We start from the raw sequence: 25371 nt of genomic DNA, 5'->3' as shown, positions 1-25371 counted from the left end.
AGATATATCGCGATTAATATAAGACAGACCTTGTCCAATAAGGTTTCATTAAAGCATAAAAAAAGGGGCTAAACAGCCCCTTTTTTACTATCTAGCTAATATAACTAGATTAATAAGTTAGCAATTACGCGTCAGTTGGCGCGTCAGCTGCAGGTGCTGCTGATTCCATTGCTTCTTTAATACTTAGACGTACACGGCCTTGGCGATCTACTTCTAGTACTTTAACTTTAACTTCTTGACCTTCAGAAAGGTGATCAGCCACGTTATTAACGCGCTCAGTACTAATTTGAGAAATATGTACTAGACCATCTTTGCCAGGAAGAATGTTTACAAACGCACCGAAGTCTACGATACGTACAACTTTACCTTCGTAGATAGTACCTACTTCAAGTTCAGCTGTTAATTGCTCAATGCGGCTAATTGCATTAGCTGCACTTTCGCCATCTGTAGCGGCAATTTTAATTGTACCGTCGTCACCGATTTCAATCGTTGTACCAGTTTCTTCAGTAAGCTGACGAATAGTTGCGCCACCTTTACCAATAACTTCAGCGATTTTCTTCTGTGGGATTTTCATTGTGTATATGCGAGGAGCAAACATTGATAGCTCTTCAGAAGGAGCAGAAATCGCTTCATCCATCACTTCTAAGATATGTAAACGTGCAGCTTTTGCTTGTTTAAGCGCAATTTGCATGATTTCTTGAGTGATACCTTCGATTTTGATATCCATTTGAAGTGCAGTAATACCTGCAGCAGTACCAGCAACTTTAAAGTCCATGTCACCTAAGTGATCTTCATCACCTAAAATGTCAGAAAGAACAACGAATTTATCGTCTTCTTTAACTAGACCCATCGCAATACCAGCAACAGATGCTTTAATTGGTACACCCGCGTTCATAAGTGCTAGAGAAGTACCACAAACAGACGCCATTGAAGAAGAACCGTTTGATTCAGTAATTTCAGATACTACACGGATTGAGTAAGGGAACTCAGTAAGTGTAGGCATTACAGCTGAAATACCACGCTTAGCAAGGTTACCATGGCCGATTTCACGACGCTTAGGAGAACCAACAAAACCAGTTTCACCTACACAGAATGGAGGGAAGTTGTAGTTAAGCATAAAGTGGTTTTTATGAGTACCAGTTAAATCGTCGATTAACTGTGAATCACGTTCTGTACCAAGTGTCGCTGTTACTAACGCTTGAGTTTCACCACGTGTAAAGATAGCAGAACCGTGAGTACGCGGTAATACGCCAGTCATTACGTCTAGTGCACGAATCATATCTGGTTCACGACCATCGATACGTTTTTCGCCAGCAGCGATACGGCCACGAACGATTTTCTTCTCAAGTGAACCGAAGATTTTGCCAATTTCTTGCTTGTCTAAAGACTCGCCTTCTGCAAGTTCAGCTGTTAATACTGCAACAACTTCATCTTTAGCTTCACCAAGAGCTTCTTTACGCGCTACTTTATCAGTGATTAAGTAAGCTGCGCCTACTTTTTCAGCAGCAATAGTTGCTACTTTATCTTCTAGTGCAACATTTTTCTCAGGTGCAGTCCAATCCCAAGTAGGCTTGCCTGCTTGCGCTTTAAATTCTTCGATTGCAGTAATGATCGCTTGAGATTGCTCATGACCATATACAACAGCGCCAAGCATTACGTCTTCTGCAAGTACGTTAGCTTCTGATTCAACCATAAGTACCGCTTTATCAGTACCGGCTACCACTAAATCAAGTTGGCTTTCTTCAAGCTCTTTTAATGTAGGGTTAAGTACGTATTCGCCGTTGATGTAACCAACACGAGATGCACCAATTGGACCACTGAATGGGATACCAGAGATAGCAAGTGCTGCTGAAGTACCAATCATCGCAACCATATCAGGTTGGATTTCAGGGTTAACAGAAACAACAGTAGCAATAACTTGTACTTCGTTTACAAAGCCGCTTGGGAAAAGTGGACGAATTGGACGGTCAATAAGACGTGCAATAAGAGTTTCGCCATCGTTAGGACGACCTTCACGCTTTAAGAAACCACCAGGGATACGACCAGCAGCGTACATACGCTCTTGGTAGTTAACTGTTAGTGGGAAAAAGTCTTGACCAGGTTGTGCTTCACGCTTACCAACAACAGTTACTAAAACTGAAGTGTCGCCAATGCTTGCAAGTACAGCGCCGTCTGCTTGACGAGCGATTGCACCAGTTTCTAGAGTCACTGTATGTTGACCTAGTTTGAATTCTTTAATAATTGCTTGCACTTAAAATATTCCTTAAATGTATTCTAATAAGTTGTCATCAAAGTACCAATTACAGTACATAATTGTATTCAGTTGGAAATCAATTAAGTACTACAATTGGCAATGATGTGAATAATTGCAGATAAACCTTTTTACCTACGCGCATAGTATATACCAAAGCTACTTCAAAATGCGAGTCTAGGGTGTGTTGATCTTTGTGGATTGAAATTTGTTCAATCTAGGGGCGATTTAATCACGGCGCGAGATTTGTAACCTAGTGGGCTAAGTAAAAATCGAGTAACAAAGAGTTAATCGCCCCTAGGATGAACCCGCAGGGCAGCGCATGTTTGGCATTAATGCTGCGTTATCGCCTATTTGTGGCGAATAACCACACTACATAGGCGCTGCCTTGCCTAAAGACCAAACATACAGCTGCAAAATTAATCACGAAAGGTCAACACACACTAGCTACTAGATTTAAGCTGGGCTAATGAGTGGGTAAATACAACGATGCTTGATAAGCTATGAAATAGGAGTTTTACAATATAATTCAATAAGTTTATAAATTTGTTTTATTTTCAAACACAAATTTTAGGCACAAAAAAAGGAGCTAAAAAGCTCCCATTTCTATAATCTAGTTCTTAACGACGTAGGCCAAGTTCTTTGATTAGTGCAGTATAACTAGTGATATCTTTACCTTTAAGGTAATCAAGTAGTTTACGGCGAGTGCTTACTTTACGAAGCAGACCACGGCGTGAGTGGAAGTCATGCTTGTGATCAGCAAAGTGACCTTGAAGCTTGTTGATATCATAAGTAAGTAATGCTACTTGTACTTCTGATGAACCTGTATCGCCTTCTGCACGTGCAAATTTAGCAATGATATCGATTTTTTCTTGATTGCTTAGTGACATAGTAACTCCAAAAATTAAATTTAAAAGGTGTCTTAGCCGATCACTAATTCAGCCAAAACGATTAAGCCGGCGTATTCTACCAACTGTAGGAATAACTACAAGTTAATTATTCCCATCTACAACTAATAAGCCACTGCTGGGCACACTAGTTGCTTATTCAGGCTTTACGTAATCATCTTGCTGGCTAGCAAGACCACGTTTAACCTTTAAATGGCCACTTGAGTTGCGCTCGCCAGTACCAATAAACACACCATCCGCAACAACTTTAATTGCCCCCTCAGGTAAAGCTTCAGGTAACTCGACTGCTTGCCCATGACTAAATACTTTGCCCTGCTCTTTCGAAATTTCAATAACAGGTAAATCAGTTAAAGCAGTGTCTATAGGTAATAACAACGCGTCTAAATAAGTAGAAGGCGCAAGCTCTTCTGCTTTCGCTTTAGCAAGCAACGCTTCAATTTCATCAAGCGAAACCATTTTATCTGCCGGATACTGACCAACAGCAGTTCTGTGAAGCATTATAACGTGTGCGCCACACCCTAGGTTTTCGCCCAAATCATCAACGATTGTACGAATATACGTCCCTTTTGATACATGAGCCGTCATTTGTAATACGTTGTTTTGTTCATCAAATTCGTCAAACGATAAGCTAAACACATTTATTTTTCTGCATTTACGAGGGACTTCAATACCCTCTCGTGCGTACTTATATAATGGTCTACCTTGATACTTAAGTGCTGAGTACATTGATGGATATTGATCTGACTCTCCAACAAAAGCTGCAATTTCTTTTGTTAACTGCTCACGCGTCACATTCACATCTTTCGTGCTTACGATTTCGCCATCAGAATCTGATGTTGTTGTACGCTCACCCAGTTTTGCACGAACGATATAGGTTTTATCTGTATCGAGTAAAAACTGCGTAAACTTAGTCGCCTCACCAAAACAAATTGGCAGCATACCTGTAGCAAGCGGGTCTAAAGCCCCAGTGTGGCCAGCTTTTTGTGCAAAATAAACACCTTTCGCTTGCTGCAGAGCTTTATTTGATGAAATGCCTTGCGGTTTGTTTAACAACAAAATACCGTCAACTGCACGGCCTTTACTGCGCTTTGCCATCTGTATCAGTGCCTTCTTCGCTATCTGTATCTTCTACGTGCTTAGTACTTTGTTCACTATCTGAAATATCAGCATCAACACTTTCTACATCTTCATCGACATGCTTTGCGTTATCTTCGCGGATAATAGAATCCACTAAATTAGAAATACGCATACCTTCCATCAGTGAATTATCAACTACAAACTTTAACTCAGGCATTATACGAGCACGAATACGCTTACCAAGTAACGAGCGAATATAACCCGTTGCTTCATTAAGTACTTTAGCGCTTTGCTTAGCTGCATCTTCATCTTGTGTGTTAAACACAGTGATGAAAATTTTGGCATAAGATAAATCACGCGATACTTCTACCGCTGACACTGTCACCATACCTAAGCGTGGATCTTTAATTTCGCGTTGTAAAATTACAGCAATTTCTTTTTGGATTTGCTGTGCAACACGATCAGTGCGAGAAAATTCTCTCATTGCATTTGTCCTAAAATCATAACTTATTGAAATTTAATAATAAGCTAATTAAATAATGGATACACAAATGGGGGCTAAGCCCCCATTTATTAGTTTAGCGAGCTAACAATTAAAGAGTACGTTGTACTTCAACTGTTTCAAATACTTCGATTTGGTCACCAACACGTACGTCATTGTAGTTCTTAACGCCGATACCACATTCCATGCCGTTACGAACATCAGCAACATCGTCTTTAAAGCGACGAAGTGACTCAAGTTCACCTTCATAGATAACCACGTTTTCACGTAGTACACGGATTGGAGCGCTACGTTTAATAACACCTTCAGTAACCATACAACCAGCAATTGCGCCAATTTTTGGAGACTTGAATACGTCACGAACTTGCGCAAGACCAATGATTTCTTGTTTAAACTCAGGTGCTAGCATGCCTGACATTGCTTGCTTAACTTCTTCGATTAAGGCATAAATTACGCTGTAATAACGAAGGTCTAAGTTTTCAGTATCAATCACTTTACGAGCAGAAGCATCAGCACGAACGTTAAAGCCAACTACAATTGCGTTAGACGCTGCAGCTAGTGTCGCATCAGTCTCAGTAATACCACCAACACCAGAGCCTACAATCTTCACTTTCACTTCATCAGTAGAAAGTTTAGTTAGTGAATCAGAGATTGCTTCGATAGAACCTTGAACGTCTGCTTTAAGTACCACGTTAACTTCAGAAACATCACCTTCAGTCATGTTAGTAAACATGTTTTCAAGCTTAGCTTTTTGTTGACGTGCTAGTTTAACATCGCGGAACTTACCTTGACGGTATAAAGCAACTTCACGCGCTTTACGCTCGTCTTTAACAACAGTTGCTTCGTCGCCCGCAGCTGGAATACCAGAAAGACCTAAAATTTCCACTGGAATAGATGGACCTGCCGACTTGATGTCTTTACCGTTTTCATCGCGCATTGCACGAACACGGCCATACTCAAGACCACATAATACAATGTCACCTTGGTTAAGCGTACCAGATTGAACAAGTACTGATGCAACTGGACCGCGGCCTTTATCAAGACGAGATTCAATAACAACACCTGCAGCCATACCTTCGGTAGGGGCAGAAAGCTCTAAAAGCTCAGATTGCATAAGTACGGCTTCAAGAAGGTCATCAATACCTAGACCAGTTTTAGCTGAGATATGAACGTACTGCGTATCGCCGCCCCATTCTTCAGGGATAACGTCTAGCTGAGCTAGTTCGTTTTTAACGCGATCTGGATCTGCGCCTTCTTTATCCATTTTGTTTACAGCAATGATTAAAGGAACGCCAGCTGCACGTGCGTGCTGTACCGCTTCTTTAGTTTGTGGCATAACACCATCATCTGCTGCAACCACTAAGATTACGATATCTGTCGCTTTAGCACCACGAGCACGCATTGATGTAAATGCAGCATGTCCTGGAGTATCTAAGAAGGTAATCATATTGCCATTTACATCAACATGGTATGCACCAATATGCTGTGTAATACCACCGGCTTCGCCAGAAGCAACCTTCGCAGAACGAATGTAATCTAGAGTCGATGTTTTACCATGGTCAACGTGACCCATTACAGTTACTACTGGAGCACGAGGCTCTGACTTACCATCTTCATGGCGGTCGTTAAGTACTGTTTGCTCTAATTCGTTTTCTTTAACAATGATAACCTTGTGACCCATTTCTTCTGCAACTAGTTGTGCAGCTTCTTGGTCAATCACTTGGTTAATAGTAACCATGTCACCCATTTTCATCATTGTTTTAACAACTTCAGCGCCTTTAACAGCCATGCGTGATGCAAGCTCAGCTACTGTAATTGTTTCGCTAATACGCACTTCATTTTTAACATCAACAGTTGGTTTTTGGAAACCATGCTGCAGCGATGCTGGTGCTTTTAATTTAGACTTGTTACGGCCTCTTGACGCTGCAAATTTATCTTTTGCTGGCGCTTTTTTCTTTTTCTTAGCACGGCGAGTGCCTTGCTCATCACGAGCATCGGCAACATCTTCTGCTTCACGTGCATAAGTTGAAGTCGTAAGATGGTGATCCGCTGTTTCTTCGCGTTTCTTACGTTCTTCTTCTTCTTTCTTCCAGCGTGCTGAATTCTCTTCAGCTAGCTTTCTTGCCTCTTCTGCTTGACGTTTCGCTTCTTCTTCAGCTTTCTTCAATGCGGCCTCTTCTGCTTCTTTTTGCAGACGCTCAGCTTCTATGCGATCTTTCTCAGACTTAGCACTTTGCTCTGGGGTCATCTGCTTTTGTTTCGCTTTACGCTCTGCATCAGCTTTGCGTTTAGCTTCTTCTTTGGCTTTACGGTCAGCTTCTTCTTTCGCTTTACGTTCTGCCTCTTGTTTCGCTTTTAATTCTGCGGCTTCTTGTTCAGCTTTTTGTTGCTGTTCAAGACGGGCTTTTTCTTCAGCGGCTAAGCGTGCTTGCTCTTGTTCTTGCTCCATTGCGCTTTTCTTCACGTAGGTACGTGTTTTACGAACTTCAACTTGAACATCTTTAGCTTTACCCGTAGAACCAGTCACACTTAATGTGCTTTTGCTCTTACGTTGTAAAGTCATACGCGCTGGGCCATCTGAACCTGTACCACCATGATGCTTGCTTAAATGATCAAGTAACGTTGCTTTTTCAGCTTCTGTTACGTTATCAGTTGCTTGCTTAGTGATACCTGCTTGTGAAAACTGCTGTAGCAATTTATCAACAGTTGTACCTATATCGCCGGCTAGTTTTTCAACATTTACTTCTGCCATAGTGTGTAATACCTCCGTTAATAAATTACTCGTCTGCAAACCAACAAATGTTTCGTGCAGCCATAATCAGTTCACCCGCTTTTTCAGATGAAAGTTCTGTGATATCAACTAATTCGTCAATACCTTGCTCTGCCAAGTCTTCAAGTGTAACAACACCTTTGCTTGCCATAACAAATGCTAAGTGACGCTCTAAGCCTTCAAGCGCAAGTAAGTCTTCAGCAGGCTCTGCGCCATCTAAGCTTTCTTCCGTTTTAAGTGCTTTAGTTGTCAATGCATCTTTTGCGCGTGAACGCAATAAATCTACAGTCTCTTCATCAAGACCATCAATTTCTAAAAATTCAGACGCAGGTACATACGCCACTTCTTCAAGTGTCGAGAAACCTTCGTTAATAAGTAATGATGCAAACTCATCATCTATATCTAAATTTTCAGTGAATAAGTTAAGTAACTTATCAGATTCAGCTTCATTTTTAGTACGCATGTCTTCAACAGTCATTACGTTCAGTTCCCAGCCAGTTAATTGGCTTGCTAAACGAACATTCTGACCATTACGACCAATTGCTTGTGCTAGGTTATCGGCTTCTACAGCGATATCCATTGAGTGAGTGTCTTCATCCATTACGATTGAAGCAACTTCTGCTGGCGCCATTGCATTGATAACAAATTGTGCTGGGTTGTCATCGTAAAGTACGATATCAACACGCTCACCACCAAGCTCAGACGATACAGCTTGAACTCGTGCGCCACGCATACCAACACATGCACCAATTGGATCAATGCGTTTGTCGTTAGATTTAACAGCAATTTTAGCGCGTGAACCTGGATCACGTGCAGCTGCACGTAACTCAATCATCTCTTCGCCAATTTCTGGCACCTCAATGCGGAATAATTCCATTAGCATTTCAGGTTTAGAGCGCGTTACAAATAATTGTGCACCGCGTGCTTCAGGTTTAACTTCATATAAAAGACCACGGATTCGATCACCCGGGCGGAAGTTTTCACGTGGCAACATGTCATCACGGTAAATTACCGCTTCTGCGTTGTTACCTAAATCAAGTACGATTGCATCGCGAGTTGCTTTTTTAACAACACCCGTTACCAGCTCGCCTTCTTGATCTTTGTATGCTTCAACAACTAAAGCGCGCTCAGCTTCACGTACTTTTTGTACGATAACTTGCTTAGCCATTTGTGTTGTAATACGGTCAAATTTGATTGAGTCGATTTGCTCTTCAACATAATCACCCATTTGCAAATCAGGTTCTTCAACCTGTGCTGCTTCTAGAGTGATTTCGCTGTATGGGTTCTCTAATGAACCATCTTCTAATACAGCGGCAATTTGCCAGCGACGGAACGTATCGTAATCACCGGTTTTACGGTCAATTGCTACACGTACTTCAATTTCGCCATCGTGTTTTTTCTTTGTCGCCGTCGCTAGAGCGAACTCTAGAGCTTCAAAAATCTTTTCTTTTGGAACCGCTTTCTCATTGGAAACGGCTTCAGCAACCAATAATATCTCTTTTGCCATGGGTAATGCCTCGCTTGCCCTATTCCTTCGCACTCGAATTTAAAACTTCGCGATTAAATTCGCACGTTCGATGTTACTAAGCATGATCAGATGCTCCGCACCATCGTTAGATAGTGTGATCATATCGCTGCTAACTGCTACTAAGTCGCCTTTAAAATTACGACGACCATCCTGTGGAAGTTTAGTACGCACGCGTACTTCCTCTCCTTGCGCCTGCTCGTAGTGATCTTGTTTGAATAATAGACGATCAACACCAGGAGACGATACTTCCAAATCATATTCATTTGTAATTGGGTCTTCGACGTCTAAAATCGCACTAATTTGGCGACTGGCATCCGCACAGTTATCAACTGAGATCCCATCCTCATGAGCAATATATACTCTTAAGGTAGAATGGCGACCCGCTTGTACAAATTCAAGACCATGCAACTCAAAGCCTAACATTTCTACCGCAGGCGTTAACATGGTTACTAAATCTTGTTCAAGTTTTGTCACGAAAATCCTCCATACAAACAAAAAAAGGGCTTATAGCCCTAAAATACTGAGTTTAAATTTTAATTTGATAGCAATTGCCACAAATCGTAAGGTGCAGATACAACAACGCCCCGAACCAAGCGGGGCGTCACACCAATAAAGCATAAAACTGTGTGGCCGAGGGCCAAGCTTGGTTGCGAGTCAGTAAACTGACCTAATTAAACTACATAGCCTAAAACGCAAAACGCGCATTACTTAGAATGCGCGATATAAATTAGTAAGGTAATACCTACTAGTAGAATTGGTTGCGGGAGCCGGATTTGAACCGACGACCTTCGGGTTATGAGCCCGACGAGCTACCAGACTGCTCCATCCCGCGCCAATAGATATCAAACCTTAAATTTAATATCGCTGTTAGCTGTTATACAACACACTAAACAATGGCCGCTATTATAAGGATGTACAGGATAATTAGCAACTATAATACGCAATTAGTTTATAAAATTTGCAATTCGTCAAGATGCTAATTTAATGTATATGTAAGTAACATAAGTAATCAGCCAACTTTATAAAATCCCCATACTTGAGCCATAAAATGTAGTAGCTTATTATTTCAGGATAAAAATCAGATAAACTGAAGTTTAATAACTCTTAAAATACGTTTTAAAGGCTCACTAATTACCAGAAAGTAAATAGATATAACAAAAAGCCATACTTTCACACTAAAAAAACGTGCAGAATTTGAACTGCCCGCTATAATCAACATTATTCCTACTTGATAATAATAGTTATTACTCACTGCAACGAGATAAAAATGAATCAACAACAATCAGCATTATTAAATAACTTAACAATTATTAAGCCTAACTTTCATGCGTTTACGGCTAAGTTTCATAGTAAATTAGCCCAATCTAGTATTGAGATGAATTACCCGACGGCCTTACAGTTTAACGAAAAGAGCTTTACCCTCTTTTGCGTGTTAGAACGAATTGTTAAACATTTAGATAAACCAGCATCGGTAGCTCCTTTTTTAGCTCACCATTTAATGTATCTAAAAAAAAGCGGCGCTTCACACAGTGACATTGCCCTTTTATCTAACGCTTTTTACGAAACCCTTGAAGAGCACCTTGGTAAGCATTTTACTACTGAGAGTCAACTCGCTTGGAAAAAAGCGCTTAGGTACTTTGAAAGCTTTGCAAGCAATGTTCTTTTCAACGTTACCAACGTGGTTTCGTTACAACAAAGAATGCAGCAAAAGCAAAGTAATAAAATTTAGATATTCAATTGGGGGGAGACTTAATTTACTTAATCTCCCCTTAATTATGCTCATTTTAACACCATGGTCAAAAACGCCTTGATATGCGGTTAAACTTTTTTGCCCTATTGCTAACAGCACAATGTATTGTGTTATTTAACGCTTCTATTCGTTTTACTAATCCATTATTAAACTCAAGAAACAACTAATCCCCAGCATTAAAAACAGCAAACTATTGTCGTTATGCACTTAATTACTCCTATTTGCTTGTTATAAAATATTAAAACGATCGTTTAATTAACTATGTCCGTATAAGAAAATTTGGCTTTACTATGACCTATCATAAAACACTTAGATTAATATTAGGCGATCAGCTAAACCTATCTCATTCATGGTATAAACAAAAAGACGACGACACGCTTTATCTCATCGCAGAATTAAAACAAGAAACCAACTACGTTAAGCATCACATTCAAAAACTGTGTGCTTTTTTTAATGCTATGGAAAACTTTGCAACTGCATTAAAAACGGCAGGATTTAATGTTTTGCATTTAACACTTGACGATACAGCTGACGACAAAGATTTAATTGAATTACTCAAGCGAATTGCTGATAAATACCAATGCGAAACTATTGAATATCAATATCCTGATGAGTTTAGGCTTAAGTCTCAATTAGCTAAGTTTAAAAGTGATGGCTCATTTGATGTAATTGCCACAGATACTGAACATTTTTTATTACCGTTCACCGATATAAAAACACGCTTTACAAAAAACAAGCATGTGACAATGGAGCACTTCTATCGTGCTATGCGTAAGCAGTTTAATATATTAATTGATGATACTAAGCCAACCGGTGGCAAATGGAATTTTGACAGTAATAATCGTAATAAATTTTCCAAAGCTGACTTAGCGTGTATACCAAAACCTAAGCTATTCAATAATGATGTTAAGAACATCATTTCTCGCTTAAATAAGCACAAGATCGTTTACTTTGGCGAAATAGCCGATCAGAAACTAGAGTGGCCAACAACGCGTAAACAAGCCATTGAATCTCTCGAATACTTTTGCGAGCATTTACTTAGTTGCTTTGGTCACTTTCAAGATGCGATGACAGATCAAAGTAAAAATAATACCAGCTTGTACCATAGCCGATTATCGTTTGCCCTAAACGCAAAAATACTCCACCCGTTATATGTAATCAAACGTGTAATAAGAGAATACGAACAAAGACCAAGTGAAATATCCCTCTCGCAAGTAGAGGGCTTTACTAGGCAAATATTAGGTTGGAGAGAACATGTACGTGCCATTTATTGGATTAACATGCCCGACTACGCTGTTAAAAATCAATTACAAGCCAAAAACACACTACCATCTTATTTTTGGAACAGCTCAACAAAAATGAATTGCCTAAGCCACTCATTAAAACAAAGCCTTGAAACCGCTTATGCCCACCATATTCAACGCCTAATGGTTATTGGAAACTTTTGCATGCTTACAGGAATAAACCCTGATGACGTAGACAACTGGTACCTAGGTGTTTATATCGATGCCATAGAGTGGGTAGAGATGCCCAACACCCGAGGAATGAGCCAGTTTGCCGATGATGGAATAATTGCGACTAAACCTTATGCTGCAAGCGGTAACTACATTAATAAGATGAGCGATTACTGCAAAAGCTGTCAGTACGATGTTAAACAAAAAGTAGGTGATAAAGCTTGCCCGCTAAATAGCCTGTACTGGCATTTCATGAATAAACACAGAGACAGACTAGAAAAGAACCCACGTATTGGTATGGTATATAAAAACTGGGATAAACAAGAAAAAACACTCCAAGAACAAACGCTGCAACAAGCAACCTACTACCTTAATAATTTAGAAGCGCTGTAAACAAAAAAGCCGCCTCGAATGAGGCGGCTAAGTAATCAGGGAAATATGTACTTTAGAAGATTATTTACCTTCTATTAGATTGCTATTACCAATTTCAATTTTGCGTGGTTTTAGCGCTTCAGGGATTTCACGTTCTAAGTCAATACTTAGTAAGCCATTGGCTAAATCTGCGCCGAGTACTTTTACGTGATCTCCTAACTGGAATTTACGTTCAAAGTTACGCTCAGCAATACCTTGATGAATAAATTTACGCTCTGCGTTTTCATCTTTATTTGCTTTAGTACCTGTAACTTTTAATGTGTTATTTTCTGACTCAATGGTTAATTCGTTATCGCTAAAACCGGCAACGGCCATAGTGATTCTGTATTTGTCTTTATCGAGTGCTTCTATGTTGTAAGGAGGAAAGCTTGGCTGCTTATCTGTATTAGCTGCCGCATCCATAAGTGATGCTAAATGTTCGAAGCCGATAAATGAACGATAAAGTGGTGATAAGTCTACTGTACGCATAATAATACCCTCATATTTAAGCGATATTTTGCATGTGCTCTTCTATTGAACAAGCTCAAGCAAAGTTTAATTAACAATATAAATTTCAATTATTTAAGTTTAATTTAGGACCCATCAGGCGTCCTACTAAACTATATATGGACGGTAAAATTGTTTTCAAGAGATTAATTTTAAAAAAATTAAAAATAAATAAAAAAAGGCACTAAAAAGTGCCTTTTGAAACCATGAAAATGAATGTTATTTAATAAATGTGCCTCGGATTGGATAGTCGTTTTCTCTAGAAAACTTAATTCCACCTAGCAGTTGCTCTAAATCAGGACGAACAAATGGGCTGTTTGATATATCGACCATTTGAAGCTGATTTTTTTCATTAAGTACAAAAATGCCTGGCTCAGCAAATGGATGATCAGTTTCTGCATCACTGCGAGGCTCGCTGATATGTAGCCCTAAATCGGTCATTTGTTCGATTGTTAAACCATAGTAAATTGGGAAGTTAACATCTATTTTTTCAAGATGTTTATCAAGCTGCTCATGGCTATCACCACTTACCGCAACCACTTCAACACCAGCATCTTTAAAGTCTTTATGAACTTTAGCAAGCTCGTTAAGTTGCGCAGTACATTTAGGGCAGTGCTGGCCTCGATAAACAACAATCATTTTCCAGGGAGAGTCACTTACTCTATCAACTAAATCTACCTTGTTCTCATCAACATCACTCACGACTAGTGATGGCATAATATCCGCAGGTTTTAAACTAGTGTTACTCATTGCGATCTCCTTTTACTGTGTCAGATTAAAAATTAATTTGCTCTTACCCATAAAGCTTAGGGTAACTTTTATTAATTCAACCTGAAAAGTGTAATTAAAAATCGATTATAACTTTAAGACCATCCCTTTATTTTTCTATAAATGGTAGATGCACTAACCCCTAGATAAGCAGCAGCAAGAGGAATATTGTCTTCACAGCTTTTAATTGCATTTTCAATCGCCCTTTTTTCAACTTGCCACAAAGGTTCTATATCATGAACAGACATAGGCGATAGTTGAACACTCTGCTCGTTTGTATTGTGAACTGACTTAGCGGATATCGAGTGCTTCACAGCGCCTAATCCAAATGAGCTTGGTAGCATGTCTTTTTCAATTACATCGTCATCATTAATAACAACGGTGTTTTCAATTACATTTTGTAGTTCGCGAATATTTCCTGGCCAATCGTAATTACAAAAAAGCGCCTTAACTTCATCAGAAAAACCAGTGAAATGCTTTGCATTACTATCGCTTTTTTGTTTCAAAATATACTCAGCAAGCAGTAATATATCGCCTCCGCGTTCTCTTAAAGGGGGGAGCTTTACGGGGATAACATTTAAACGGTAATATAAATCTTCTCTAAAACGCCCTTCTGCAACCTCTATGATTGGGTTTCTGTTTGTTGCACAGACTAAACGAACATCGCTGTGTAATACTTCACTACTACCCACCTTACTAAAAATGCCTGTTTGTAAAAAGCGTAATAACTTTGCTTGTAAGTTAAGTTCCATTTCACATAATTCATCTAAAAATAAGGTACCGCCGTTGGCCACTTCAACAGCCCCTTTTCGATCGCTTAATGCCCCACTAAACGCACCTTTAACATGACCAAAAAATTCTGATTCAAATAGCTCAGCAGGAATAGCTGCACAGTTTATGGCAATAAATGGTCCTGTATTTCTCGGGCTTGTATCATGAAGGGTTTGTGCGCAAACTTCTTTACCGGTTCCACTTTCACCTGTGATAAATACACACGCTTTACTTCTAGCTGCACTATCAAGTAATCTAAAAACGGTTTTCATTGCCAGAGATTCACCAACAAAATCTTGATTTTTATCTCTGTTTTTAACCAATGGTTGAACTTTAACTTGCTCTTTTGGCGTCAAGGCACTTTCTACTGAACTAATGAGTCGTTGACTTGTGAAAGGTTTTTCTAAAAAATCAAAACCGCCTAAACGCATTGCTTCCACTGCAATATCAATAGAGCTGTTTGAGGTGATCATGACTACATTAGCAGGATTTTTCTGCTTATTTACAAATTGTAATACCTCAAGCCCACTTATATCTGGCAATCATACGTCTTGTACTATGACCGCTGGCATTTTTTCTTTAATACCGACTAAAGCAGAGTACCCATCTGTAAAGTGTTTGCATTGGAAACCAGCCTGCTCAAGCTGACTTGCATATAAAGCACCACTGGCAATGCTATCTTCAACAATATAAACAAGACCTTTATCAATTATATCTGACACAGCTTTCTCCTAGATAGCTATACTATTACTCATTATTTGATACGCATCTCGGGTTTTATCCAAGTTGTGTTTAATAACAAGCGCTGCGTGCAAGTTTTCTTGTGTAGTTGACGGTGGCGAATCGTGTAATTGTGTTGCTAACGCGGCTAAAGCAGATGCACCATATAAAGCTGCTGAATTTTTTAAGACATGCATTACTTCTTTAATTTTTATAGTATCTTCACTACTAATTGCCGTATCTAATTGGTTAGCCATAGTAACTAATTCATCAATAAATAATTTAATTAAACGAGCTAACACGGTTGTCCCAACATCCTTTTCGAGTTGAGTTAATACATTTAGCTCGGTAATACTTTTATCGACAAACTGCTCTGATATGGGCATAGATAACCTTTGTGTAAGTTAAAACTTCTTACACTAATCAAATGTAAGAGTTGTAGTTTAAGAGTAATTTGTTTTTTGCATTTTGCAAATCAAAATGAATATAAACATTTACAAAGCCCAAGTATCAATACTTTTAGTTAACGTTTGCGGCTTATCTAGCAGGTACCCCTGAGCTATATCGCAACCAAGTTGTTCTAATATTTGTAATTGCTCATTCTCTTCAATACCTTCTGCTACCGTTTGTAAACCCAATCGTTGAGCCATCGCAATAATTGCGCTACATAACGTAAAGTCTTCATTATTAGTTGCAATACCACTTACAAAACTGCGATCAATTTTTAAACCATCAATATCAAATTGACGAAGTAAACCTAAAGAGGCATACCCAGTGCCAAAATCATCAATCCACACCTTTACGCCTTCATTATGGAAGTTTTCAAACGCCTTAGCTATTTTATCAGGACTATGAATGAGCGCTGTTTCCGTTAATTCTACTTTAATAGCCTGTGGTGGTATTTGGTACTTTTCTAGTAAAGCCATTACTTTTGAAAACACATCACCATCTAAAATTTGCACCGGCGAGATATTTAAAGAAACGGCTATATCTGTCATACCAAAATGTCGCATCTGCTTTAAATCAGACAAACATTGCTCAAAAATCCAGTCACCTAATTCTAAAATCATTCCCGATTGCTCTACATGAGGGATAAACTCATCTGGGCCAACAATGCCAAAACGCGGAGATTGGCACCTTACTAACGACTCGAAGCCGACCAGCTTTCCAGAACCCAATGATACAAGCGGTTGATACACCATTTTAAAATAATTATTTTGCATTGCATCAGACATAATTCTTTCTAGTTCATGCCATCTTGCTAGGTTGACAGGGCTTTCCGATTCTAGGTATTTAAACGCACTCATGATTTTGCTCCGGTTTTCACTCTTAGTGACTTATTATATTAACGAGCAATTTACAGGCCAATTTAAATGCTAAGGAATAGGAATAAAAGTCAATATATTCAATTGGTTAAATTATAAAATAAAATAACTCTATTTCACCCATTTCATTCGCATTTTGCAATTCAGATTGCAATGCAACTAAATTGGCAAATGAGTGCTTAACCGAGCTTATAAAGCACAGATAAGCCAGTTAATAGATGCTGACTAAAGCTAATATGAGCAATTGCAGATGAGATAAGGGAAAACTTTGATTAAACCCTGTTTAGGTCAAATACTATCTAAATTTAAGAGCATATAACTGATTTTATGGGGAGGGATAAAAATTAAATTAATGGTAGGAACATAAAAAAACGCAGGCAACTATAAATAATTACCTGCGCAAAAGTCTCTAGTTTGAAAGAGTATCGCTGTCGTCGTTTTTAGAAGCGGTTACATTTTGTGCATAGTTGGTATCTTGTGAGTCGAATGTATTACTCATCAACTGCGCGCTTTCAACATCAGCTTGTGTAAAAGTAATTGGCTGAATATCTGCCAGCGGTTCAATTGAGTCGCTACCTCGTAAAACTGTAATACCGACTACTAAAGTGGCAACAAGCAAAATAGACAAAACCATAATTTCAGGTGTAAGTACCCAATTGTTACCTTTAGGTTGTTGTTTGGCTTTTGTGTTTGTTTGCATATTGCACCCCTTAAAAATTTAACTAAATTCGTCTTGATTTGATATTTAATATATTGCGAAAGTCGTGCCAACCAGATAACAACGTTATAAAAAAATAAAAAGACAATAAAATCAGGTCGTTAAAATAAATTAAAGGTATGATTGAGGATTTAAATAAAGTTCAAAATAAAAACACTCATTAAATACTAAAAAATAAATTTAACTTACTCCTAAAATACTAGGTCAATTTTTTCATTTATCAAATTTATACAACACAAATCCACTTTTAATATTAGGGACTGTTGATCTTTGTGGATCAAAATTCGTTCAAACTAAAGGCGGTTTAATCGCGGCGCGAGGTTTGTAACCTAGCTGGCTCGGTAACTGCTCCTGCATTACCCTACTGGCTTACATCCATGTAAGAATAAGTAAAAACCGAGCAACAAAGAGTAAACAGCTCCTAGCCTTCATTACTCAACTCAGCTTTTCCCACACTTGCACTAAACGAGAAAGCTTTAAATGTTTAGATTCAATAACCTGCTCTGGGGCATATCTATCAAGCAGTAAATAAAGCATCTCACTTACAATTGGCTTAGCTAAATAGTCATTCATCCCCGCGTCTATAAATCGCTCTTTATCACCATGAACCGCATTTGCAGTGAGTGCTATTATGGGAGTGGCTATACCTAACTTTCTGATTGCTTTAGTTGCAGAAATCCCATCGAGTATTGGCATTTGAATATCCATAAAAATAATATCGATTTCATCGCTTTGCGCCTTTATTATTGCCTCTTGACCATCACTAACAATATGTACACTGCAACCTTTTTGTTCTAAAAACTGCCGAATTACAATTTGATTATTTGTATTATCTTCAGCAACCAATACATTGGTTCCGCTTAACTGAGTTAACCCTGAGGGGCTTTCTAAAGTTTCTTTTTGCTCACGATTGGTAAATATAATATCCAAATGAAACAGCTGCTCTTCTAATAAACTAATTGCCCGTAGTACATGCGATACTTTATAAGGGCCATTTAACCTAAGCTCTCTGTCGTTAATATTTTGCGGTAATAAGCTTTTACCTAGCAAATCTAGGATGAGTAAACACGGTGAATTAAGGGAGTTGTATGTATTTATACGCTCGCGTGTTTGGGCTAACATTTGAGGATCAGTTAATACAATTGCATCAGGAAAACTATCGTACTTGGGTATATCTGGGCATACTTCGTAGTGTTCAAAAGTGATAGAAAACCGAGTGAGCGTATGCTCCAAGGCTGTTTTTAGAATTTCGTGACTTCCTACTATCCATACTTTTGGCTTTTTACTTCGTGCTGCAAACCCTTCTCTTAAAATTGAGTCAGTTGTGTCTATTTGCAGCGGGTAATTAACTATAAACTCGCTTCCTTTATTAAACTCAGAACTAACCGAAATATCTCCACCTACTACATCACAAATTTGCCTACATATCGCAAGCCCTAAGCCACTGCCACCATGCTTTCGAGTAATTGAATTATCCGATTGAATAAAAGGCATAAACATACTGTCAATTTTATTTTTTGCAATTCCCATACCCGTGTCTTTTACAGATAAATAAAGGTTTAAATTATCACCTTCAATATGAGTGCACTTAACAGTAACGGTTATTACACCATGTTGAGTAAATTTAATTGCATTGGCTAATAAATTTATGACTATTTGTCTTATACGGGCATGATCACCAATTACTTGAGCTGGTACATCAGGATAAAAATCAAAAATAACCTCAAGCCCTTTTTGCAAAGCGCCTTGAGAAATTATATCTATTGCTTCTTCAATACACGTATCAATACTAAATGGCTGATTATTGAGTGTTATGGCTTGTGCTTCAAAGCGTGAGTACGTTAATACATCGTCCAATACACTTAATAGCGCGTCAGAACTTGTTTTAATCATTTGTGTATAGCGCATTTGTTCAGAAGTCAAACCGGTATGATGCAAAATATCTGCAGACCCAATCACAGCATTTAATGGCGTGCGAATTTCATGACTAATATTTGCCATGAATCGGCTTTTTGACTCCGCTAGGGTTTCTGCCTGATGTTTAGCATCAAGTAATATTTGCTCGCTTTCAATACGCTCTTGTATATCCACAAGTGTCGCAGCAATTGATGATAAATCACTTTCGTAACCACCAACAATAGGAGTAAGTGTAATTTCGACCCAGTTATTTATACCTTGTGCATTAATTAAACGTATATCAAAGCGACGAATGTCACGCTTACCTTGTTTATAATCAAGTAAAGTGTTACTAATTTTTTCTACATCTTCTTTTGCTATAAACTTAATTATAGGTAAGCCAAGGCTCTCATCTACCTTGCTGTGCAGAACTCGCTGCCATGCTTGATTTATAAATAATAGATTGCCAAATGTATCAAGGCGTAAAACAATATCAGGGATATTATCAACGACAGAGTGATAATTATATTCTATCTCTGCCATTGCTTGTTCGGCTTTAACTCGCTGCGTAATATTAGTTTCTATAGCGATAAAATGCTTTACTTGGCCTTCATCATCTCGCACTGGGTTTGCATCAATAGCAACCCAATAAATATTACCGTTTTTATCGTAATTTGTAGTTTCAACTTGAAAAGGAAGTCCATTTTTTACGGCATGAGACATGACCTTACGGCTTTTTTCACATGTTTTTGGCCCTTGCAGTAATTGACCTGGACTGGTGCCTATAACCTCATCACAGGTGTAACCTGTAAGTACTTCAAAACTATTGTTAACCCACTCAATTATGCCAAATTTATCTGTAATTATTACTAAGTTATTTGTATGGCTCGCAACAAGCGATAAGCGTTTTACATATTTTTGCTGCTGTGTGAGCAAAAGTTGCGAGTCTTTATGACGCTGAATGTCATAGAGTGAACCTATAAAACCGCTTTTTTCATCATAAACTAGCCTCAACTCAAACCAGTTTAAGAGTCCGAGACTATTTTTTATTTGTATTTCTACACTAGGAGTCTGCTTTCCTTCAAGCAAACAACAACTGTATGCAACAAAATGCATAATATCTTCGCAATTCATTAACTTAGTAATATTAGAACCAATTAATGGATCGCTTGAGTAACCTAGTTTCTTCTCCCACGCTTCGTTAATATAGGTAAGATTTAAATGCTTATCACACTCAAAAATACATTCATCTAAAATAGCTAATAGCTTTGCTTGACGTCGATTACTATTGGAGAGCTTTTCAACCAATGCATATTGAATTTGCACTTGTAGTTCATCGTAGTTATCCATGCTCTCTCCAATGCTTAATAAGAGTTTTGCTATCACAAACTCGCGCATAAAGAGGAAAAACCTCTTCACAGTAAAAAGTTTGTTCAAAAGGAGTGCGACTCGATGTGCAGTCACTTAAAATAGTGACGTTAAAACCAAGTTCAACAGCCGTACGCGCAGTTGAGTCAATACAAATAGAAGTCACCGTACCGGCTAAAATTACATTAGTTACACCATGTTCTTTGAGCTTTTGCGCTAGAGCAGTATGTGTAAAAGCATTTAAACCTCTTTTCCCAGGCACCACTTCTATAACATTGCTAAAAAAATCTAGCTGCTCAATGGTTTGAGCGCCGTACGAACCTGCTTTAAATGCGCCCACATCTGCAATAGCTTTTAATATGCCAATCGGATTTTTAAGCTCACTGTAGTTTTGTGTAAAATGAATGGGTGTATTAACAACTAACGCAAATTGCTCTGCACAGGCGGTCAATAAAGAGAGTGTATTTTCTACCACGCCAGTAATTCTTGACGACTCTTCAACCACGTCATACAAAATACCTTTGGTGAAAAGTAATCATTTTGAAAACCAATCAAAATAAGCGCTGTTTTAGAAAAGTCATGCATCATTGCCACCTTATTAACCAATTTAAGACGCTAATTGCCAAGGTTTAATAAACTTTTCGAGCACTGCTTTGGTCACTGGTTTTTGTAAATAGTGCGTAATACCTTTTTCAAATAACTCAGCTATCTGCTCATCCCCTGTTAGCCCCGTTAAAATAACTTTGGGTGTATCATTATTAGGGGTATTTTGACGCACCAATTGCTGTGCTACGTCACTGCCAAACATTCCTGGCATGCGCTCATCTAAGAGCAGTAAATCAAATGGTTCATTTTGAGCAAGCGTTAAGGCACTAGCACCATTTTCTGCACATGTTACTAAGCAGCCCAGCATTTCGAGCATCACTTTTGTTGCAATTTGGCTTGGTAAGCTGTCATCCGTCACTAATACAGATAAACGTGTTTGCGTATGAAATGTTGTTAAAATAGTAATTAGGTCAGTATCAAAAAATGGCCAACCTAATATTTTTTTAGATAGTTTATTCTCTTGGCTCAGCTCACTAATGTCGCTAATAGTGCATAACTTTATGTGTCTATTCATTCTGTCACCATTTAGTTTATCAGTAAGCGCGTCACCACTAAGGTGACGTAAATCCTCAATCTGTACCGTTTCCTTAAAAGTGCTATTGAATAATTTAAAATTTAAGCCAAAGCGCTCATGGGTATTATCCGATGTTATTAAACAACTTTTAAATAACGCCTCACAATCAGTTAGAACGTCTATATTTTGGCTAATATCAAGCGCCAAACTAACAGACTCTTTTGTTGCTAAAAGCCCATGAAAATCCAGCGTGCTTACTTGCTCAGAACCATCAATCTGGTAATGAAGGCTAACCCCTTGTATATTTGCTCCTAGGTTAAGTAAAAAGCTCTGCTTTACAGATGCTAGCGCTGGAATCAGAAATTCCTCGCATTGCGCAATCATTTGCTCAAGAGGAATTTGCAAACATACGTAGTTACATTGCAACTTGTTAATTAAAGTAACTGAAAAATTTCGATTTTGGGTTTCACAATATTTACCGATTACCCCTTGGATAATTTCTAAAACGTGACTATTAATATTCATAAAGTATTCTCATTAACCCAATGTATACTTCTTAATCATCAAGTTATGTGCCACAAATTAATTCTTGTAAACACACTTGCATTCATATACTTAAGTATTAGACAGACAGCGCTTTAGTTTCTCATTCGCATTTTGCAAATCATATTACTATGCAATATATGATTTATAGTTTTTATTAGAATGGTGTAATCGATTTTTTTTGCTTTAAATAATTTTTCAATCATTTAAACTGATTTTAATCAAATTGAGGAGAAAGCTATGTTAACTGTAATTTTTGGCCGTGAAGGTTGTCCATATTGTGTTCGTGCAAAAGATGTTGCGCAGCAACTATCAAATGAACGTGATGACTTTAAATTTCGCTACATCGATATAATTAAAGAAGGCATTAGTAAAGCCGACCTTGAAAAGTCAGCTGGTAAACCTTGCCCTACCGTTCCACAAATTTTTGTGGATCAAAATCACATCGGTGGATTTACAGAATTTGAAGCTTACGCAAAAGAAAACCTAGGCTTGTACAAATAAGCGTTGTATTAAATATGTTAACCAGTTTAATAAACCCCAAATTAAACTGGTTAAATTTCGACCAACATCAAACACATAGAAATTAGTTTCAATTTATACAAGCATTTGCCTCGCGAATCCTATATAATGCGCGCCTCTTTAAATTCGTTGAGGCGTATTAATGTCAGAACCAGTCACGTTTGAATCTCTAAATCTTTCTCCTGCAATTTTGAAGGCAGTTGAAGAGTTGGGTTACAAGACACCATCTGAAATCCAAGCTCAATGTATACCGTTATTGCTAGAAAGAAAGGACGTACTGGGACTAGCTCAAACGGGTACAGGTAAAACCGCAGCATTTGCACTGCCATTACTAAATAATATTGACCCGTCTGTGAAACAGCCACAGATCCTTGTACTCACACCAACACGTGAGCTTGCGATCCAAGTTGCTGAGGCATTCGAACAATATGCTAAACATGTTCGTGGTATTGAAGTATTGGCACTATATGGTGGCCAAAGCTACAGTATCCAATTAAGCGCACTTCGTCGTGGCGCTCAGGTTATTGTTGCAACTCCAGGTCGTTTAATCGATCACATTAACCGTGGCACTATCAAGTTTGATGCTCTACAAGCACTTGTACTTGATGAAGCCGATGAAATGTTACGTATGGGCTTTATCGATGATGTAGAAAGCATCATGGAAAAAACACCGCGCGAAAAGCAAACATGTCTTTTCTCTGCGACTATGCCTAAGCAAATTCAAAACATCAGCAGCAAGTATATGAACAATCCTGAACAGGTTCATATTTCTGCGCGTAACTCTACAGTATCATCTGTTGAGCAAGTGTTTTGGAATGCAAGCGTACATAAAAATAAAGCAATTGTTCGTTTCTTAGAAGCTGAGCAATATGAAGGTGCTATTGTTTTCGTACGTACGCGTAACGATACAGTACAACTTGCTGAGTTATTAGAGCGCGAAGGTTTCTCTGCTGCTCCACTTAACGGTGACATGAACCAGCAAGCACGTGAACGCACTGTAGATCGCTTAAAAAGTGGCATGCTAAACATTGTTATTGCAACAGATGTAGCGGCACGTGGTCTAGATGTTGACCGTTTAAGCTTAGTTATCAACTACGATATCCCACAAGATTCTGAAGCCTACGTTCACCGTATCGGCCGTACAGGTCGTGCTGGTCGTACTGGTAAAGCAATCTTATTCGTAAAACATAACGAACGTTATTTACTTAAAAATATCATTCGTCATACGAAGTCTGAAATTGCTCAAGTTGAATTACCTACAGCAAAAATTGTTGAAGAAAAACGTATCGAAGCGTTACAAGCAAAATTAACTATTGCGCTTGAAAACAAAGACATCACGTTCTTCAATGAAGTAGCTACTAACATGGCTGAAAAACTTGATCTTCCTCTTGAAAGCTTAGCGGGTGCGTTACTGTGTTTAGCACAGCAACAGTCGCCAATTAAAGTTGAAGAAGTTAAGATTCAACCTCGTGAACGTAACGAGCGTAACGACCGCAATTCACGCAACGATCGTGGTGACCGTGGACGTCGTAACGAACGTGGCGGCGAACGTGGTGGTGAACGCGCTGAGCGTAAACCTCGCGAACGTAACAGCCGTGATGCAGGTCCTATGGATACTTACCGTATCGAAGTAGGTCGTGAACATGGTGTTCAGGTTAAAAATATTGTTGGCGCTATCGCTAACGAAGCTGACATCTCAAGCAAGTTTATTGGTGATATTCGTCTACACGACAATCACAGCACGGTTCAATTACCGCAAAACATGCCTAAAGATGTACTTGATCACTTTCAAAAAGTGTTTATTTGTAAACGCCCTATGGGCTTAACAATTACAACTGATCAAGGTCCTGCTGAACCACGTGGCGAACGCTCTGAGCGTCCAGCTGGTGATAAGAAACGCAGCTTTAATAAAGATGACGGCGCACGCGGTGATAAGCGCAGCGGTCCTCGTAAAGAACGTCGCCCTGTAAGCTTCACAGCTAAATAAGCAACGACTCTTTAATAAAAAAACCTTGCCACGAAAGTGACAAGGTTTTTTTGTTTTTAAGCTGCTGCTACAGTGAAAACAAAGTAGACTTTCGCGTCAATTCAATAGCGGCTTGAGATAGTTTTTTTAGCCTGAGTTCGGGTTGCTTAATGCCTATAAATACATTTCTCTGATTTTTAAAATAACAAAAATTCTGTAAACTAGACAAAGGCTATAGTTCACGGACGAATTAAAAATTGAAAAAGATTTACGACAACTTGCTCCTTGTAGCAATAATACTCCCCATTTTATTATGCATCACTCTTCCTATTTTAATGGACTTTACAGATCCACCATTCATCTCAAATGAACTATACGACGTTGTTTTCTTTATAACCCTCCCTATTATCTGTTGTGCACTATTTATCTATTTAAATATACTTATATTTAATAAATATAAACGCTGCAGTAAATATAGAGAATCACTTAAATACAA

21 protein-coding genes and 1 tRNA gene are annotated in these 25371 nt (G+C 38.5%); 4 read left to right on the top strand and 18 right to left on the bottom strand.

What is annotated here, in order from left to right:
* Positions 1–124 precede the first annotated feature (124 nt).
* From pnp to ABX891_RS07250, 8 genes are all read right to left on the bottom strand, one after another.
* A complete protein-coding gene (gene pnp, locus ABX891_RS07285) occupies positions 125–2251 on the bottom strand; it encodes a polyribonucleotide nucleotidyltransferase (protein ID WP_002958491.1) in 2127 nt (708 codons plus the stop codon).
* 620 nt (positions 2252–2871) lie between these two features.
* Positions 2872–3141: a 30S ribosomal protein S15 gene (gene rpsO, locus ABX891_RS07280; RefSeq protein WP_002958490.1), complete on the bottom strand. Its 270-nt coding sequence runs from the start codon at positions 3139–3141 to the stop codon at positions 2872–2874.
* 153 nt (positions 3142–3294) lie between these two features.
* Positions 3295–4254 (bottom strand): tRNA pseudouridine(55) synthase TruB, encoded by a 960-nt coding sequence (truB, locus tag ABX891_RS07275; protein ID WP_024595969.1) that lies wholly within the window; start codon positions 4252–4254, stop codon positions 3295–3297.
* Positions 4238–4720: a 30S ribosome-binding factor RbfA gene (rbfA, locus tag ABX891_RS07270; protein WP_002958487.1), complete on the bottom strand. Its 483-nt coding sequence runs from the start codon at positions 4718–4720 to the stop codon at positions 4238–4240. The genes truB and rbfA overlap by 17 nt, the downstream gene beginning before the upstream one ends.
* A 109-nt stretch (positions 4721–4829) precedes the next feature.
* Positions 4830–7490 carry a translation initiation factor IF-2 gene (infB, locus tag ABX891_RS07265; protein ID WP_002958484.1) on the bottom strand — a complete coding sequence of 887 codons (2661 nt, stop codon included), beginning with the start codon at positions 7488–7490 and terminating at the stop codon, positions 4830–4832.
* A gap of 25 nt (positions 7491–7515) precedes the next feature.
* Positions 7516–9015, bottom strand: a complete 1500-nt coding sequence (gene nusA / locus ABX891_RS07260) for a transcription termination factor NusA (protein WP_002958483.1) — start codon at positions 9013–9015, stop codon at positions 7516–7518.
* Between the two features lie 39 nt (positions 9016–9054).
* Positions 9055–9510 (bottom strand): ribosome maturation factor RimP, encoded by a 456-nt coding sequence (rimP, locus tag ABX891_RS07255; RefSeq protein WP_024595970.1) that lies wholly within the window; start codon positions 9508–9510, stop codon positions 9055–9057.
* A 281-nt stretch (positions 9511–9791) separates the two neighbouring features.
* Positions 9792–9868: transfer RNA gene (locus tag ABX891_RS07250), tRNA-Met, on the bottom strand.
* A 435-nt stretch (positions 9869–10303) separates the two neighbouring features.
* Between ABX891_RS07250 and ABX891_RS07245 the strand changes: the two genes are divergently transcribed.
* Complete coding sequence (locus ABX891_RS07245) at positions 10304–10765, top strand: globin domain-containing protein (protein ID WP_002958480.1); 462 nt, start codon at positions 10304–10306, stop codon at positions 10763–10765.
* Between the two features lie 311 nt (positions 10766–11076).
* Positions 11077–12633 carry a cryptochrome/photolyase family protein gene (locus ABX891_RS07240; RefSeq protein ID WP_354629200.1) on the top strand — a complete coding sequence of 519 codons (1557 nt, stop codon included), beginning with the start codon at positions 11077–11079 and terminating at the stop codon, positions 12631–12633.
* Between the two features lie 60 nt (positions 12634–12693).
* Here the strand turns inward: ABX891_RS07240 and ABX891_RS07235 are convergent, their stop codons facing one another.
* The 10 genes from ABX891_RS07235 to ABX891_RS07190 all read right to left on the bottom strand — a co-directional run bounded on the left by ABX891_RS07235 (position 12694) and on the right by ABX891_RS07190 (position 22369).
* Positions 12694–13140 (bottom strand): Hsp20 family protein, encoded by a 447-nt coding sequence (locus tag ABX891_RS07235; RefSeq protein WP_024595972.1) that lies wholly within the window; start codon positions 13138–13140, stop codon positions 12694–12696.
* A gap of 237 nt (positions 13141–13377) precedes the next feature.
* A complete protein-coding gene (locus tag ABX891_RS07230) occupies positions 13378–13908 on the bottom strand; it encodes a peroxiredoxin-like family protein (protein ID WP_182671309.1) in 531 nt (176 codons plus the stop codon).
* Between the two features lie 113 nt (positions 13909–14021).
* A complete protein-coding gene (locus ABX891_RS07225; protein ID WP_354629199.1) occupies positions 14022–15239 on the bottom strand; it encodes a sigma-54-dependent transcriptional regulator in 1218 nt (405 codons plus the stop codon).
* Entirely contained in the window at positions 15240–15419 is a 180-nt protein-coding gene (locus ABX891_RS07220; RefSeq protein WP_354629198.1) for a PleD family two-component system response regulator, read from the bottom strand. It lies immediately after the preceding gene.
* Positions 15420–15428: 9 nt separating this feature from the next.
* Positions 15429–15803, bottom strand: a complete 375-nt coding sequence (locus ABX891_RS07215) for an Hpt domain-containing protein (RefSeq protein ID WP_039489282.1) — start codon at positions 15801–15803, stop codon at positions 15429–15431.
* Positions 15804–15911: 108 nt separating this feature from the next.
* A complete protein-coding gene (locus tag ABX891_RS07210; RefSeq protein ID WP_354629197.1) occupies positions 15912–16724 on the bottom strand; it encodes a putative bifunctional diguanylate cyclase/phosphodiesterase in 813 nt (270 codons plus the stop codon).
* A gap of 427 nt (positions 16725–17151) precedes the next feature.
* Positions 17152–17442: a hypothetical protein gene (locus ABX891_RS07205; protein ID WP_149594518.1), complete on the bottom strand. Its 291-nt coding sequence runs from the start codon at positions 17440–17442 to the stop codon at positions 17152–17154.
* Positions 17443–17895: 453 nt separating this feature from the next.
* The gene (locus tag ABX891_RS07200; RefSeq protein WP_354629196.1) at positions 17896–20706 is read right to left on the bottom strand and encodes a PAS domain S-box protein; all 2811 of its coding nucleotides are present in this window, start codon (positions 20704–20706) and stop codon (positions 17896–17898) included.
* Entirely contained in the window at positions 20699–21229 is a 531-nt protein-coding gene (locus tag ABX891_RS07195; RefSeq protein WP_354630117.1) for a cysteine hydrolase family protein, read from the bottom strand. The genes ABX891_RS07200 and ABX891_RS07195 overlap by 8 nt, the downstream gene beginning before the upstream one ends.
* Before the next feature lie 102 nt (positions 21230–21331).
* Positions 21332–22369, bottom strand: coding sequence for a response regulator (locus tag ABX891_RS07190; RefSeq protein ID WP_354629195.1), 1038 nt, complete (start codon positions 22367–22369; stop codon positions 21332–21334).
* A gap of 258 nt (positions 22370–22627) precedes the next feature.
* Between ABX891_RS07190 and ABX891_RS07185 the strand changes: the two genes are divergently transcribed.
* Together ABX891_RS07185 and ABX891_RS07180 are read left to right on the top strand one after the other, a co-directional pair.
* A complete protein-coding gene (locus ABX891_RS07185) occupies positions 22628–22891 on the top strand; it encodes a GrxA family glutaredoxin (protein ID WP_024605333.1) in 264 nt (87 codons plus the stop codon).
* Positions 22892–23051: 160 nt separating this feature from the next.
* The gene (locus tag ABX891_RS07180) at positions 23052–24896 is read left to right on the top strand and encodes a DEAD/DEAH box helicase (RefSeq protein ID WP_024606656.1); all 1845 of its coding nucleotides are present in this window, start codon (positions 23052–23054) and stop codon (positions 24894–24896) included.
* Positions 24897–25371: the final 475 nt, after the last annotated feature.

The organism is Pseudoalteromonas sp. NCIMB 1079, assembly GCF_040567695.1.
Taxonomy (GTDB): Bacteria; Pseudomonadota; Gammaproteobacteria; order Enterobacterales; family Alteromonadaceae; genus Pseudoalteromonas; species Pseudoalteromonas distincta.
The sequence above is the reverse complement of the archived record's forward strand: the minus strand, read 5'-3'. Positions and strand labels throughout refer to the sequence as shown.

Coding starts and splice junctions, on each gene's coding strand:
- infB (WP_002958484.1), bottom strand. CDS start 7,490: ATGGCAGAAGTAAATGTTGAAAAACTAGCCGGCGATATAGGTACAACT.
- ABX891_RS07230 (WP_182671309.1), bottom strand. CDS start 13,908: ATGAGTAACACTAGTTTAAAACCTGCGGATATTATGCCATCACTAGTC.
- ABX891_RS07245 (WP_002958480.1), top strand. CDS start 10,304: ATGAATCAACAACAATCAGCATTATTAAATAACTTAACAATTATTAAG.
- rpsO (WP_002958490.1), bottom strand. CDS start 3,141: ATGTCACTAAGCAATCAAGAAAAAATCGATATCATTGCTAAATTTGCA.
- ABX891_RS07185 (WP_024605333.1), top strand. CDS start 22,628: ATGTTAACTGTAATTTTTGGCCGTGAAGGTTGTCCATATTGTGTTCGT.
- ABX891_RS07210 (WP_354629197.1), bottom strand. CDS start 16,724: ATGAGTGCGTTTAAATACCTAGAATCGGAAAGCCCTGTCAACCTAGCA.
- ABX891_RS07200 (WP_354629196.1), bottom strand. CDS start 20,706: ATGGATAACTACGATGAACTACAAGTGCAAATTCAATATGCATTGGTT.
- ABX891_RS07215 (WP_039489282.1), bottom strand. CDS start 15,803: ATGCCCATATCAGAGCAGTTTGTCGATAAAAGTATTACCGAGCTAAAT.
- ABX891_RS07240 (WP_354629200.1), top strand. CDS start 11,077: ATGACCTATCATAAAACACTTAGATTAATATTAGGCGATCAGCTAAAC.
- nusA (WP_002958483.1), bottom strand. CDS start 9,015: ATGGCAAAAGAGATATTATTGGTTGCTGAAGCCGTTTCCAATGAGAAA.
- ABX891_RS07235 (WP_024595972.1), bottom strand. CDS start 13,140: ATGCGTACAGTAGACTTATCACCACTTTATCGTTCATTTATCGGCTTC.
- ABX891_RS07180 (WP_024606656.1), top strand. CDS start 23,052: ATGTCAGAACCAGTCACGTTTGAATCTCTAAATCTTTCTCCTGCAATT.
- ABX891_RS07205 (WP_149594518.1), bottom strand. CDS start 17,442: ATGCAAACAAACACAAAAGCCAAACAACAACCTAAAGGTAACAATTGG.
- truB (WP_024595969.1), bottom strand. CDS start 4,254: ATGGCAAAGCGCAGTAAAGGCCGTGCAGTTGACGGTATTTTGTTGTTA.
- rbfA (WP_002958487.1), bottom strand. CDS start 4,720: ATGAGAGAATTTTCTCGCACTGATCGTGTTGCACAGCAAATCCAAAAA.
- ABX891_RS07190 (WP_354629195.1), bottom strand. CDS start 22,369: ATGAATATTAATAGTCACGTTTTAGAAATTATCCAAGGGGTAATCGGT.